18 protein-coding genes are annotated in these 13,325 nt (G+C 72.2%); 11 read left to right on the forward strand and 7 right to left on the reverse strand.

Annotated elements, in window-relative coordinates; all coding sequences use genetic code 11:
• Positions 1–50: 50 nt before the first annotated feature.
• From ACFVXN_RS00375 to ACFVXN_RS00385, 3 genes are all read right to left on the reverse strand, one after another.
• On the reverse strand, positions 51–662 hold the full coding sequence (locus ACFVXN_RS00375) for a hypothetical protein (protein WP_389225538.1): 612 nt from the start codon (positions 660–662) through the stop codon (positions 51–53).
• Positions 659–1,285 (reverse strand): hypothetical protein, encoded by a 627-nt coding sequence (locus ACFVXN_RS00380; protein ID WP_389225540.1) that lies wholly within the window; start codon positions 1,283–1,285, stop codon positions 659–661. The genes ACFVXN_RS00375 and ACFVXN_RS00380 overlap by 4 nt, the downstream gene beginning before the upstream one ends.
• A gap of 104 nt (positions 1,286–1,389) precedes the next feature.
• Positions 1,390–1,797 (reverse strand): hypothetical protein, encoded by a 408-nt coding sequence (locus ACFVXN_RS00385; RefSeq protein WP_389225543.1) that lies wholly within the window; start codon positions 1,795–1,797, stop codon positions 1,390–1,392.
• Positions 1,798–1,807: 10 nt separating this feature from the next.
• Between ACFVXN_RS00385 and ACFVXN_RS00390 the strand changes: the two genes are divergently transcribed.
• A complete protein-coding gene (locus tag ACFVXN_RS00390) occupies positions 1,808–1,981 on the forward strand; it encodes a hypothetical protein (protein WP_389225546.1) in 174 nt (57 codons plus the stop codon).
• A 73-nt stretch (positions 1,982–2,054) separates the two neighbouring features.
• Here ACFVXN_RS00390 and ACFVXN_RS00395 read toward each other — a convergent pair whose 3' ends face one another.
• Positions 2,055–2,909 carry a hypothetical protein gene (locus tag ACFVXN_RS00395; protein WP_389225550.1) on the reverse strand — a complete coding sequence of 285 codons (855 nt, stop codon included), beginning with the start codon at positions 2,907–2,909 and terminating at the stop codon, positions 2,055–2,057.
• 470 nt (positions 2,910–3,379) lie between these two features.
• Between ACFVXN_RS00395 and ACFVXN_RS00400 the strand changes: the two genes are divergently transcribed.
• From ACFVXN_RS00400 to ACFVXN_RS00420, 5 genes are all read left to right on the forward strand, one after another.
• The gene (locus ACFVXN_RS00400) at positions 3,380–3,880 is read left to right on the forward strand and encodes a hypothetical protein (protein WP_389225553.1); all 501 of its coding nucleotides are present in this window, start codon (positions 3,380–3,382) and stop codon (positions 3,878–3,880) included.
• A gap of 245 nt (positions 3,881–4,125) precedes the next feature.
• Positions 4,126–4,410: a hypothetical protein gene (locus ACFVXN_RS00405; RefSeq protein WP_389225556.1), complete on the forward strand. Its 285-nt coding sequence runs from the start codon at positions 4,126–4,128 to the stop codon at positions 4,408–4,410.
• A 134-nt stretch (positions 4,411–4,544) separates the two neighbouring features.
• Complete coding sequence (locus ACFVXN_RS00410) at positions 4,545–4,913, forward strand: hypothetical protein (protein ID WP_389225559.1); 369 nt, start codon at positions 4,545–4,547, stop codon at positions 4,911–4,913.
• 60 nt (positions 4,914–4,973) lie between these two features.
• Entirely contained in the window at positions 4,974–5,489 is a 516-nt protein-coding gene (locus ACFVXN_RS00415) for a hypothetical protein (RefSeq protein WP_389225562.1), read from the forward strand.
• Between the two features lie 71 nt (positions 5,490–5,560).
• Positions 5,561–6,862, forward strand: coding sequence for a hypothetical protein (locus ACFVXN_RS00420; protein ID WP_389225565.1), 1,302 nt, complete (start codon positions 5,561–5,563; stop codon positions 6,860–6,862).
• A 9-nt stretch (positions 6,863–6,871) separates the two neighbouring features.
• Here the strand turns inward: ACFVXN_RS00420 and ACFVXN_RS00425 are convergent, their stop codons facing one another.
• From ACFVXN_RS00425 to ACFVXN_RS00435, 3 genes are all read right to left on the reverse strand, one after another.
• Positions 6,872–7,123 carry a PTS transporter subunit EIIB gene (locus tag ACFVXN_RS00425; protein ID WP_389225568.1) on the reverse strand — a complete coding sequence of 84 codons (252 nt, stop codon included), beginning with the start codon at positions 7,121–7,123 and terminating at the stop codon, positions 6,872–6,874.
• Complete coding sequence (locus tag ACFVXN_RS00430) at positions 7,120–7,965, reverse strand: PRD domain-containing protein (RefSeq protein WP_389225571.1); 846 nt, start codon at positions 7,963–7,965, stop codon at positions 7,120–7,122. The genes ACFVXN_RS00425 and ACFVXN_RS00430 overlap by 4 nt, the downstream gene beginning before the upstream one ends.
• Before the next feature lie 117 nt (positions 7,966–8,082).
• Positions 8,083–10,014 (reverse strand): beta-glucoside-specific PTS transporter subunit IIABC, encoded by a 1,932-nt coding sequence (locus ACFVXN_RS00435; RefSeq protein WP_389225574.1) that lies wholly within the window; start codon positions 10,012–10,014, stop codon positions 8,083–8,085.
• A gap of 405 nt (positions 10,015–10,419) precedes the next feature.
• Between ACFVXN_RS00435 and ACFVXN_RS00440 the strand changes: the two genes are divergently transcribed.
• From ACFVXN_RS00440 to ACFVXN_RS00460, 5 genes are all read left to right on the forward strand, one after another.
• A complete protein-coding gene (locus ACFVXN_RS00440) occupies positions 10,420–10,695 on the forward strand; it encodes an HPr family phosphocarrier protein (RefSeq protein WP_389225577.1) in 276 nt (91 codons plus the stop codon).
• A gap of 63 nt (positions 10,696–10,758) precedes the next feature.
• On the forward strand, positions 10,759–12,180 hold the full coding sequence (locus ACFVXN_RS00445; RefSeq protein WP_389225580.1) for a glycoside hydrolase family 1 protein: 1,422 nt from the start codon (positions 10,759–10,761) through the stop codon (positions 12,178–12,180).
• 37 nt (positions 12,181–12,217) lie between these two features.
• On the forward strand, positions 12,218–12,496 hold the full coding sequence (locus tag ACFVXN_RS00450) for a ribbon-helix-helix domain-containing protein (RefSeq protein WP_389225583.1): 279 nt from the start codon (positions 12,218–12,220) through the stop codon (positions 12,494–12,496).
• Positions 12,493–12,756, forward strand: a complete 264-nt coding sequence (locus ACFVXN_RS00455; RefSeq protein ID WP_389225586.1) for a toxin — start codon at positions 12,493–12,495, stop codon at positions 12,754–12,756. Before ACFVXN_RS00450 ends, ACFVXN_RS00455 begins: the two co-directional genes overlap by 4 nt.
• A gap of 54 nt (positions 12,757–12,810) precedes the next feature.
• The gene (locus tag ACFVXN_RS00460; RefSeq protein ID WP_389225589.1) at positions 12,811–13,308 is read left to right on the forward strand and encodes a hypothetical protein; all 498 of its coding nucleotides are present in this window, start codon (positions 12,811–12,813) and stop codon (positions 13,306–13,308) included.
• Positions 13,309–13,325: the final 17 nt, after the last annotated feature.

Raw genomic sequence — 13,325 nt, forward strand, 5'->3', positions numbered from 1 at the left:
CCGTCTCCTCGCACGATGGTGCCATCCGCCGCGGTCAGGAACGCCACGGCTCAGAGCACGAACACGTGCGCGGACACCGTGGTCTCGAGCGCCACGGCGACCGCGAGGTCCCGCGCGTCGGCCCTCGGCTGCAGGCGGAACCGCAGGCGCGGCACCAGCGTCACGACGGGCGAGCCGTCGCGCCGAAACACCACGCCGCGTCGTCCGGTCGCCGCCATCGTCCACTCCGTGCCGGGCCCGGCACCCGGCTCGACGCCGGTGGCCTCGGAGCGGGACCGCGGCGGCTCCTCGCCGGTGCCGACGCGGGCGCTGACGACCTTGCCCGCCCGCGTCAGGCTGCGGGGCAGACCGAGCAGCGGTCGGCGCAGGGCGGGCTGGTCCACCACGCCCCGCTCCGACCCGAGGGTCAGGGCGAAACCGTGCCACGGGAACGCCTCGAACCCGGTGGTGGTCTGCGGTGCGCCCGTGCGCTCCCGGCCGACGACGTCGAGGATCGTCACCGTCGGCACGCCGTCGCCCCAGGTCACGGTGCCGTGGTGCGCGAGCGACCACGCCGCGAACACGTCGCCGAACGGCGAGAGCACGCGCAGGTGCGCCGGGGCGCCGAGCGGTCCGGCGGGTCCCTGCCCCGGGCGGAGCTGCTGCGCGACGAGCTCGGTCACCTGGTGCTGCCGGCAGACAGGAACGCCCTGAGCGACCGCCACCGCTCGGTCGGCGAGCGGCCGACGAGTCGGTCCCCGCGCACCTCGCTAGCCGCGGACATCGAGCCCAGCGACTCGATCGCGACCTCGTTCAACCGCACGATCCCGCGGCAGAACTCGCTGACGTTCGCCCACTGGTCGACGAGTCCGTTCCCGATCCAGAGCACCGGGTGACCGCCGTCGGTCGGCGGTCCTGCGGCCCAGACCACGAAGACGTCCCGGGTGGACGTGTGCACGGGATACACCTGATCGCGCGGCGGGTAGGTCCCCGCGGGCGCGGCGAGGTAGAGGTCGTCCAGGGCGTCGTTGGCGAGCGACCAGCGTGGACCCGCCCCGAGGTCGGCGGTCGAGAGCAGGTCTCCCATGCCGAAGGCGCCGACCCACCCGTCGGCTCGACCGAGCAGGGCGGCGTGCTGGGCGTCGAGCGCGAAGCCGAGGCGGCCCTCCGCCGCGCGGATGGCGTCAGCGGTCGGCCGGGCACCGGGGAACGTCATCGGGTAGATCGCCGGGGCGGCCTGTGCGAGGGCCATCCGGCTCTCGACGAGCTCGCCCAGGAGGGCGGTCCACCGTTCGGTCGTGACCACTCCGGCCTCCTTTCTCCGCTGCCTCGCCCAGGGTGCCATCAGCGAGTCGGTTACCCGCGGGGTACGGGCGAGCGACCGACGGCTGGGCGGTGCCGCACGTGCGCTCAGCTGTTCTCGAGCCGCATGTAGATCGACGTCGCCGAGGTGTCCAGCTGGTCGGTCAGGTAGACCCGGCGTCGCCTGCCCGGCGCACGCAGCACCAGGCGCGCACCCACCAGCGCCGACCCGCGGCGCACCTGCGCGTCGGTGCCTGCCGTCGGCCAGACCTCCGCGGGCGCCGACACCAGAGCGGAGTTCGCCGAGGGATGCGGCTCGAACCGGATCTCGTCGTCGGTCACGACGAACGCGACGGACCCGAGGGTCGCGGGGCGGTGCTGGAGCCTGCGCCGCCCCCACAGCACCAGGGCCGCTCGTCCGATCAGGAAGACCAGCAGCACGAGGCTGCGTGGCTCGAAGCCCTGGGTCACGTTCACCGCGACCCACGGGACGACGAGCAGCAAGGACAGCAGCACGGCGAGCTGGATGGCCGCCCTGCTCCGGCGGACCGGGTCGGCGATGGCGGCGCTGCTGGCGGAGCCGCTCACCGCGTCGACGCTGCGGCGGCGGGAGGTGCTGCGGCGGCTGGACATCGTGGGGCTGCGGTTGTCGGAGGCTGCGGATCACCACGCGACCGCGGCGATCAAGCGGTGGACGTGAGCCTTTGCGCCTGACCAGTTCGAAAACGGTTTGCGCTAAGACACCGGTGTGCCTGAGCGATCGCGTCGGAGTTTCACGACCAGAACTCGGGTGGCATAGCTGTCATGTACGGATACATGTCCGTAGACCCGGCCCAACGAGCAAGGGGCTGGACCTCTGCGGACGTCGGACTGATGCTGCAGAGCGTCATCACCGATCCGCGATGGGTGACCGAGAGCAGGTGTTCCTCATCTGCGTAACCGAGGACTCTGTGGCTGCCACTACCCGGAGGTGTCGGCCTCCGGGTAGACGATCCTGCGCCGGGCAGCGGCGGGAGCGGACGTTCTTCGCCGTGGCTGAGACGGTGCTCGACGATCCGTCCTTGACGGTCGAGAAGTAGGCGGTCACCGTAACGGTGCCATGCGAGAGAGCCGAGTAGCTGTGCGCCTTCGATCGTGTGCCGGATGTCGCCGGTCGTGGGGTCGAGAATCAGCGTTGTGGGAACGCCCGGCGCTTTCGACATGAGCGAGACAGCGATGAGCGAGCCGTCGGGAGCCCATTGGATGGGGCGGTCGTCTGACGACTTCGGCATCGATGCACGTGCCGTCAGTACGGACCTCGAGGCGTCTCTCGAGGTGTCCACCAGATGGAGCGTGACGTGCACCGGAATATTGGCGGTGGCACGCTGCCGATCGAGGAAGCGATCGGGTCCGAACTGATCGCCGACTGCGTAGAACTCATCAGGCCGCCACTGCTCAGCGACGACGACCACCGTGGCGTCTGGCGAGGTCGCGAGCTCGTGCCGCCATTCCCAGCCGCCGCGCGGCTCGAACGCGAGGCGCGCGGGCTTCAGATCGCGTAGGTCGATCCGGTAGATACCCTCGCAGTATCGGCGCTCCAGCATCGGGATCGCGGCGTCCGACCGCAGCGCCTCAGCCTCGGTGAGCACTGCGTGGCCTCCTGGCTCAGCGACGGCGATGGCAGCGTCTGAGGGCGATCCGATGCGAGGGAGGGGCCGAAGGCGGCCTGAGTCGGGGATCCAAGCCCACGTCCGGCCGTCGGCGTTCACCAGAGCTGCGACGGGACCGCTGGACGGTGGCAGCTCCTCCGCGACCAGCGCGGCGTGCCAGCGGGGTGTGCGAGCCGACTTCTCGCCAGGGGCTGTCATGCATGGGACGCTATCGGCGTGCCGGGCATCCGGCGGCCGTTCGGGTGAAACCCCACGGGTCGACGGGTGACGTCCAGACAAGTGCGCCGAGCTACCGGGTGAAACCTCTAGGGTCTGGGCCATCGTCACGTCACAGGGGGGTTCACAGCATGGGTCTGCTGCACGAGTAGGTGAGACCTGATCTGTGGTGCCGGAAGGCCGACGAAGGACGTCCCGTGACACGCCTCCATCGCCCGCGAGCTGTCCCCGGCGTGTGCGCGCTCCTGCTCGTCACCGCCTGCTCGGCCGGCCCGAGCCAGGGGGAGCGTCAGGCAGCCTCAGACGCTGCAGCGTCGCAGGTCGAGTCGGTCGCCGACCAGGTCGTCGCCGAGTTCGTGCGGACGTACCCGGACTCGGAGTTCGCCCTCGAGCCTGCGGGATCATCGGGCTACCAGCACTGGAGCGACTGCGACAACCTCGTCCCTCCCGCCGACGGTCCGTCGAACGTCCAGTGGATCGCCCGCCGGTCGTTGGTGGTCGAGCCGCAGCAGGAGACGTTCTCTCTGCTCGCTCCGGTCGTGGAGGCGATGCAGGCGGACGGCTGGGCGACGGTGACGGCTCCTGCCGATCCGGATCATGTGGTCGTCCTGGAACGGGACGGGTACGCGTTGACGATCGGCGGCGATCTCGAGGTCGACGAGGGGCGCGTCTCCAAGGTGGGCCTGGACCTGGTGTCCCCGTGCATGGCTGCGCCGGACGGCCTCGGAGCCTGACCGGATGCGGCGTCCGATGGACGGCATCGGGAAGAGGGTCGGCGTCGGAGGGCGGAGTCAGCACGCTCGTCGTGAGCCCATCGCGGCGGCGGTCGTCCCGTCGGTGTCGCGGTACCTGTCGGCAGCCGCGCCGAGCTCGTGGCCCGCCGTGGTGAGCCGCGACCGGAACCGGGACAGCCCCGGTGCCGGCGACGATATCGTCGCCCGAGCACCCAGCCGCGACCAGTCACCCGGAGGACGGACCCGTGAGGTCTCTGCTGTCGAGCCGCTGGCTCTGGCCGGTCGCGGCGAGCCCCCTGCTCCTCATCGGCGTGCTGGTCGCCGTCGGCGGGGGGATGCACCGGCTCGTCGCCGGAGCGGCGCTGGTCCTCGGGTGGGGTGTGACCATCCCGTTCGGCGCGGCCGAACGCAGGTGGCGGGCGAACCCCACGCCGCAGCTGCAGCTCCTCGCCGCCGGGTGGGCGCTCCTCGTCGTCGGGGTGGTCGTCGGCGGGCTGTGGTGGGGAATGTCGCTCGACTCCGAGGCCTGAGGCATCTCCGATGAGCGCACCGACCCCGAAGGGCACGGCCTTCCCGGCTTCTCGCGAGGACGGAACCGCAGACGATCAGCCGGGCCCCGTCCGACACAGAGACGCTCGAGCCCCGCATCCGGGAGAGGTGATCGATGACTGACCCGCAGATCGCCGAGACGCTGCGGCTGGCCAGGACGGAATGTCTCTCGAAGGGGTTCCTGGAGGGCCTCGATTTCCACGTCGAGGGGTTTCCGGCCAGCCTGAGCAGCGAGTACTGCGAGCTGGGCCATGCCGACGGGGCCTACGAGGTCCGGTACTGCGACACGGGGGAACGGCGCGTGCTCACGCGTACCGCCTCCGCTGACGAGGCGCGGACGGCGTTCGTCGACGAGGTCGGGGTGCTCGCCGCCGATCGAGGTCACGGCTCCGCGGCAGCTCGGCCGCCCGAGAAGTCGTGGGTCGTCGGGCTGACGGACGAGGAGGCCATGGCGGAGTACAAGCGTCGGTACGGGCTGTCCTGAGAAGCCCGTGTCGCACGGACGTCCGCACGTCCTCCACTAGGCTCGCGGCGGGGGTGGCAGATGCCAGGGGAGTTCACGCGCCGCCTGCGGGCGGTCGTCGCGCTGGCCGTTCTCAGTGCGAGCATGACGGCCTGCGTGCCCGGCTCCGGCTCGGCCGGCCCGACACCCACGGGGAGCACCGTGTCGACCGCATCACCGGCGAAGGCAGGCACCGGCGAGGTCCGCCACGACCTCACCCCGCTCACGGACCGGATCCCGTCGCTCACGGGGGCGCCGTCGGCGACCTGGATGAGCGGCACGCTCGGGGACGAGCGGGCCCCCGGGCCGTCGCTCTACTGGATCGACGCCGTGGTCGAGTTGCCGGCCGGCAGCGCCGACGCGCTGCGGACCTCCTGGGAGCTCCACCCGGCGGCTGAACGGCCCGACGTCATCGGTGGCCTCGCCGAGGCGATGCCGGACGGCGTGCTGCTGACCGGGACGGCCCTCGACGACGCGTTCGCGTCCGGCGGCTGGAGCACGACCGTGTACCTGGAGGACGGCGGCGACCGCGTCGTCCTGCTGATCGTCGGCGAGTAGGTGGACCGCATCGTCCTCCGGCGAGCCGCCTCGCAGCACGCGGGGGCTCGGGCACCCGCGAGGATGTCCCCGTGACACCCCCGACCCCGTGCGCGCACTGCACCGCCCTGGCCCAGCGCCACGAGCACGAGCCGCTGATCGTCGACGACGCCGCGACCTGGACCCGGCTGTGGCGCTGCTCGCGGTGCAGCACCCTGTGGCTGGAGGGCGACCGCCTGGCCACCCCGATCAGCGAGGCGGACGCCGACGCGCGGGGGCGGTGGCGCGACTACGACCGCTGGATCGCCGGGACGACGGTGCGCCGGCTGCTCCAGGACTACCGCGCCGGCCTCCTGGGTGACGTGCTCTTTGGGCTCGCGATGCTGCACCACGACGTCCTGAGCGTGAGCGGGGACGCCGAGGACGCCGGTGACCTGGTCCTGTACAGCGGTGTCGACGCCGCCCAGGCGGACGGCCGCGACCCGACGACGCTGACGTGGGTCCCGGTCGCGCGTCGTCTGGGGGTCGGCGGCGGCGGGAGCCGGGTCCGGATCGACCCCGCGTCGCCGTGGTGGTGCGACCTCGGCCCGGACATCCGGGGGTACCTCGCCTCCGTGGGTCGGCGGACGGTGCTCCCGACGGATCCGGCCGCGCGGCCGGACGGCGACGTGACGGTCGCCGAGACGCTGGCGAGCGCCAGGGCCGAGTGCCTCGCGTCGGGCTGCATCGAGGGCCTCGACTTCCACGTCGAGGGATTCGCGACGCGGGTGAGCAGTGAGTATCTCGACCTCCGGCACGCGGGCGGGTTCTACGAGATCGTGTACAGCGACATGGGCCGGTCCCGAGTCCTCGCGCGGAGCGCGTCGGCGCACGACGCGCGCACGGCCTTCGTGGCGAAGGTGGCGGTGCTGGCGCAGGGACGGGGCCGCGGCCCGGCGACGAGCATGCCGCCGGAGACGTCGTGGGCCGACGGACTCGACGACGAGCAGTACCTCGTCGAGTACAAGCGGCGATACGGGTTGACCCAGACCGGCACCGGCGTGACCGAGACGCTGGCGAGCGCCAGGGCTGAGTGCCTCGCGTCCGGCTGCGTCGAGGGCCTCGACTTCCACGTCGTGGGCTTTCCGGTCGACCTCAGCAGCGAGCACTACGACCTCGGTCGCCCCGACGGGGCCTACGAGGTGCGCTACTCCGACATCGGCAAGAAGCGTGTGCTCCTGCGGTCCGAGTCCGCTGACGACGCACGGGCGCTGTTCGTGGAAAAGGTGGGACAGCTCGCCGCCATCCGTGGCCACGGCTCGGTGGCCCTGCGTCCGCCGGAGAAGTCCTGGACCGAGGGGCTGACGGACGACGAGGTGCTTGCGGAGTACGACCGCCGGTACGGCCTCGCCTGATCCCGCACCTCACCCCCCGACCAGCCCCCGCACCACCCGGCTCACCGGGATCGCCCGCGCCCCGAGCACCACCTGCAGCTGCCCGCCCTGCGTCACCACCATCACCACGTCGCCCACGCCGCGCACCCCGTCGGTGTCCACGACCCCGTGGTCCCGCAGCACGAACCGCAGCCGCGACGCGCACGCCGTGACCGCCTCGACGTTCCCGGCCCCGCCGACCAGCACGAGCAGCTCGGCGCCGAGCTCCGCGTCGGTGCTCACGACGCCCCCACCGCGCCGGCGAGCCGGGACACGTGCAGCGTCAGGTACAGGACCTCGTCGCCGGTGACCGTCCACGCGTACCGCTCGCTCAGCAGCTCCTGGATCGCGACGGCTGCGGCGTGCGCGGCGGGGTTGGCCCCGCGCACCGCGTCGAGCAGCACGCCCTGCATGTCGGGCGGGGCGACGCCCTGCTGCTGGCGGACGAACAGGTACCGCAGGTGGGTGATGAACCGGGCGACGTCGATGGACTCCTCGTCGACCTCGATGCCGAGCCGGGTCCGCACGATGCCGAGGACGGCCCCGAACACCTCGGTCATCTCGACGGTCCGGGACAGCTCGCCGGCGCCGAACTGCGCGTTGACGAAGTGCAGCGCGAGCGGGACGGCCTCGAGCGCGGGCAGGTCGACGCCGGTGGCGTCGCGGACCATCGTCAGGGCCTCGCGGGCGAACGCGACCTCGCGGGGGTAGAGGTGCAGGACCTCCCACTGCAGCGGGTAGGTGATCTGCACGTCCTGGCGGGCCCGCTGGAGCGCGAACGAGATGTGGTCGGCGAGCGGCACGACGACGTGGCCGGTGATGTGCGGGCCGAGGCGCTCGCGGGCGGCGGTGACGATCCGCTCGGTGAGGTCGATGTCCTCGGCGGGGATCTCGTCGACGAGGGCGACGATCCGCTCGGGGGTGGTGCTGCCGCCGGCGACGAAGGTCCGTTCGACGACGTCCTCGCGCACGGCGTCGCCGGGGCGGACCTGGAACGCCAGGCCCTTGCCCATCAGCACGACCTCCGTGCCGGCGTCGTCGGCCGCCAGCAGGACGTTGTTGTTGAACACCTTGGTCACCCGCACGCGTGTGCTCCTCTGCCGTCCCGGGCGTCGGCGCCCGGGTGTGCCGCCGCCCCGGACCGGGTCCGGGGCGGCGGCGTCCTTGTTCGTCCTACCAGGTCTGCCTGCGGGCGTCGAGACTCAGATCGTCACCCGCAGCAGCGCGTCACCGGCGCCGACGTGGCCCTCGGCGGCGGTCCGGACCTCGGCGGGGTCGGCCCCGCCGGTGACCACGACGACCGTGCTGGTGTCGTGCCCGGCGGCGCGGACGGCGGCGAGGTCGACGTCGGCGAGCAGGTCGCCGGCCCGGACCTGCGCGCCGGTGGCGACGGCGGGGCTGAACCCGGCGCCGCCCATCTGCACGGTGTCGATGCCGACGTGGATCAGCAGCTCGACGCCGGTGCCGGTCCGCAGGCCGTAGGCGTGCGGGAGGACGGTCACGACCTCGGCGTCGACGGGGGCGACGACCCGGCCGTCGCTGGGGACGACGGCCGCACCGGCGCCGAGCGCGCCGGAGGAGAACACCGCGTCGGGGACGGCCGCGAGCGGGACGACGGTGCCGGCGACGGGGGCCAGGACCTCGAGCACACGGGTCGCGGTGAGCGTCGCCGTGCCGCCCGACGAGACGGGGGCGGTGTCCTCGGCGGGCGCGGGCGTGGGCCGCGCGGGGGCGGTCGAGGCGGGCGGGTTCGGGATGTCCGTGAACCCGAGCACGAGGGTGAGCACGAACGCGATCGCGATCGCCAGGCCGCTGCCGAGCAGCTGCATCCCGAAGCTGCCGATGCCGATCGTCGAGGTCAGCGTGATCGCGCCGGGCAGGATGAACCCCTCCGCCGCAGAGCCGCCGGCCGCGGCGATCGCGCCGCCCACGGCGCCACCGATGCACGCGTAGATGAACGGCTTCTTCAGGCGCAGAGTCACGCCGTAGATCGCGGGCTCGGTGACGCCGGCGAGGAACGCCGAGACGGTCGCGGGGCCGGCGACGCCCTTGAGGTCGCGGTTGCGGGTCTTGAGGAAAACCGCGGCGGCGGCACCGGACTGCGCGAGCACGGCGGGGAACAGCGCGCCCATCAGCGGGGAGTAGCCCTGGCTGACGATGTCCTGGAGCATCACCGGGACGAGGCCCCAGTGGACGCCGAAGATGACGAACACCTGCCACAGGGCGCCCATGATCGCGCCGCCCGCGGCGGGGCTCAGGTCCCACAGCCAGTTGACGCCGGAGGACAGGCCGCGGCCGACCAGGTCGGAGACAGGACCGATCGCCAGGAACGTCAGCGGGACGATGACGAGGATCGTCAGCATCGGGTTGAGGAAGTTGCGCAGCGTCTCCGGGAGCACGCGGGTGAGCAGCCGCTCGACCTGGGACTGGGCGTAGACGGCGAGGATCGTCGGGATGACCGCCGACAGGTAGCTGATCATGACGACCGGGATGCCGAAGAACGTCAGCTCGCCGCCGCCGGACGCGAAGGCGTTCAGCGTGACGGTGGCGCCGTCGGGTCCGGGGATGACCGCGATGGTCGACGAGTACAGCAGCGCGCACGCGATCGCGACGGACACGTACACGTTCGCCTTGAACTTCTTCGCGGCGGTGATCGCGAGCAGGATCGGCAGGAACTGGAACACGGCGTCCGCGGCGGAGAACAGGATCGCGTAGGACGACGTGGCCGCCCACTCGGGGGAGGCCTTCACGACGACGGCGAGCAGCGCCTTGAGCAGGCCGGTGCCGGCGAGCACCCACAGGAACGGCGTGAAGATGCTGGTGATGAGGTCGATCGCCCGGGCGAGGAACCCGCCGGACGAGGCGGCGGCCTCGGTGGCCACGCCGCGGGCGTCGATCGCCTGGTAGACGTCGGCGACGGTGTTGCCGATGACGACCTGGAACTGCCCGCCGGCCTCGACGACGGTGATGACGCCCGGGGTCGCCTCGACGGCGGGCCGGTCGGCCAGGTCCCGGTCCTTGAGCCGGAACCGCAGCCGGGTCGCGCAGTGCGTCACCGACGCGACGTTGTCCGCGCCGCCGACGCCGCGCAGGACGTCGTCGGCGATGGTCTGGTACTTGCTGGCGGATGCCACGATTCCTCCTCGAACCCGTGTCCACGCCGGCTGGAAGGTGTCCCCGGGCAACAAAAAAACCCGAGTCGGCGGAGGCGGGGCGTGAATGCCCTGCTCGTCCACGACTCGGGTTTTGCCTGTCGCCAGTAACAATCCCGGTCCTGCGCGGTCGCCGATGTCACGGCGACTGGCGCAGAACCTAGGGGTGCCGGGCGGGGCCTGTCAAGGCCAGTTCTGGAGCGGGTCGTCGGGCGGGCGGGGTCCGCCTTGACGCCCGGGCGTGGCCGCGGGTAGGAATGGCGTCGTCCCCCAGGATTGTGACTGACCCGATCAGGCAAGACCTGCGATGCGCCGGCGTTCCCCGCCCGGTGCGCGCAGGTCTTTTTTGTTGCCCGGACCAGGCGCTCGACCGCACAGGAGCTGCTCGTGCCGCACCGCACCGTGACCATCGCGACCACCACCGGGCTGCACGCCCGCCCCGCCGGAGCCTTCGCCCGGGAGGTCGCCGCGACCCGGGTGCCCGTCCGCATCGGCCGACCCGGCGCCGAGCCCGTCGAGGCGGCGAGCCTGCTGCTCGTCATGGGCCTGGCGCTCCAGCACGGCGAGGACGTCGAGCTCAGCGCCGAGGGCGACGGCGCGGACGCCGCGCTCGACCGCCTGGCCGCCCTGCTCGCGACCGACCTGGACGCCGCCACCGCCTGACCGGCGGGTCCGTCCCACCCCCACGTAGCCGCACCACCGTCCCGCACGCAGAGAGGCGTCACCGTGACCAGCACCGACACCCCGTACCCGCCCGGATTCCTCTGGGGCGGCGCGACCGCCGCCAACCAGGTCGAGGGCGCCTACGACGAGGGCGGCAAGGGCCTGTCCATCCAGGACGTCATGCCGCGCGGCCTGATGGCCCCGCCCACCGACGGACCTACGCCGGACAACCTCAAGCTCGCGGGCATCGACTTCTACCACCGGTACGCCGACGACATCGCGTTGTTCGCGGAGATGGGCTTCGGCGTCTACCGGTTCTCGATCGCGTGGAGCCGGATCTTCCCGCGCGGCGACGAGGCCGAGCCGAACGAGGAGGGCCTCGCGTTCTACGACCGGGTGCTCGACGAGTGCGAGAAGCACGGCATCGAGCCGCTGGTGACGATCTCCCACTACGAGACGCCGCTGCACCTCGCGCAGACCCTCGACGGCTGGGTCAGCCGCGAGATGGTCGACCACTACGCCCGTTACGCGCGGACCCTGTTCGAGCGGTACGGCTCCCGGGTGCGGTACTGGCTGACGTTCAACGAGATCAACTCGGTGCTGCACGCCCCGCTGCTCAGCGGCGGCATCCTCACCCCCAAGGACCAGCTCGCCCCCACCGACCTGTACCAGGCGATCCACCACGAGCTCGTCGCCAGCGCCCTCGCGACGAAGATCGCCCGCGAGGTCGCCCCGGACGCGCAGATCGGCTGCATGCTCATCGCGATGCCGACGTACCCGATGACGCCCGCCCCGGCGGACGCGCTCGCGGTGATGCACGCCGACCACCTCAACCTGGCGTTCGGCGACGTGCACTGCCGCGGCGAGTACCCCGGCTACCTGCTGCGGCACCTGCGCGAGATCGGCGTCGAGCTGGACATCACCGACGAGGACCGCGCGACCCTGCGGCACACCGTCGACTTCGTGTCGTTCTCCTACTACATGAGCGTCTGCGAGACCGCCGACCCCGAGCTCCGCCAGGCCGGCGCGGGCAACATCATGGGCGGCGTCCCGAACCCCACGCTCCCGGCGAGCGAGTGGGGCTGGCAGATCGACCCCGTGGGCCTGCGCGTCGTGATGAACCAGTTCTGGGACCGCTGGCGCAAGCCGCTGTTCATCGTCGAGAACGGCCTCGGTGCCAAGGACGAGCTCGTCGAGGTCGACGGCGTCCCGACCGTCGTCGACGACTACCGGATCGCGTACCTCAACGACCACCTCGTCCAGGTCGGCGAGGCGCTGCGCGACGGCGTCGAGGTGCTCGGCTACACGACCTGGGGCTGCATCGACTGCGTGTCCGCCAGCACCGCCCAGATGAGCAAGCGCTACGGGTTCGTCTACGTCGACCGGCACGACGACGGGTCCGGGACGCTGGCGCGGCACCGGAAGAAGTCGTTCGGGTGGTACCGCGAGGTGATCCGGACCAACGGGGGGAGCCTGGTGGGCTGAGCGCGAGGCGCGGACGATTTTCGTGTACGTTATTTGCATGAGCGAGGAGCCGACGGTGCACGGCACCATCAACGGAGTCCCGATCGACGACGCCCAGGTCCAGGCGTGGGCCGACGAGGCCGAGGCCGGATACGACCTTCCGATCACCCGGCGGCGTGGACGACCGGCGGCAGGGCGCGGTCCGGGACGTCCGGTGACCGTTCGTCTGGACGACACGCTCCTGGCCGCGTTGACCGAGCGGGCCAAGGAGGAGGGCTTGTCCAGTCAGTCCGACGCGATCCGCGCGGCGGTCCGCTCGTGGACGCGGACCGCGTGAATCTGCACGCCGCGGCGCGCAAGCACTTCTCGCGGGACCATCTCGACGACGGCGACGTCCGCCACGCGGCCGAGAACGTCATCCACCGCGAACCGCTCGACGACGAGGACGACCCCCGACGGTGGCTGCTCCTCGGCTACGACCGAGACGTGCGGATCCTGGAGATCGTCGTCCTGGTGTTCGACGATCCGGCGCACAACCCGCCTCTCGTCATCCACGCGATGAAGGCCCGCCCGCAGTACCTCGCCCTGCTCCGGTAGCTCACCCGCAGCCGCCAGGCCGCTCCCGGTCTGCCTTGGTACCGTGACGCCCGCGTGTCCAGCACCGGCCCCGGGGGAGTCACCGACGTGAGCAGCACCGCAGCATCGAGCGGCGTCGTCGCCGTGCGCGCCCTCGACCCGGCCGCGGGTGGCGCCGTCGTCGCGCGCCTCGACCGGGGCACGGGCGTCCTCGATCCCACTCGGCACTCGCTGCGGAACCGTCCCGTCGACCTGAGCCGCGGGGCCTCCGTGGTGCTCACCTCGGACAAGCGCCGCACCGAGCTGATGGCGTCGCGCGGCCTCGGCTGGACGTACGCGGTCGTGCCGCTGATCGAGGTGCACGGCGGGACCGCCTACGGGGTGCCGGCCGACGTGGCGCGCGCCCTCGCGGACGAGCTCGTGACCCGCGGCGTGCGGGAGACCACGGCCGTGATCGCCCCGCTGCGCGCGCACGCCGACCACCTGGACCAGGGCCTGCCCGTGGCGTCGTCGCCGCTGGGCCGGTACATGGGGCTCGGCGGCGGGGGCCTGAGCGCCCTCGGAGACTTCTGAACCCGGACGACGGAGGT

The organism is Cellulomonas sp. NPDC058312, from assembly GCF_042880135.1.
Classification (GTDB): domain Bacteria; phylum Actinomycetota; class Actinomycetes; order Actinomycetales; family Cellulomonadaceae; genus Cellulomonas.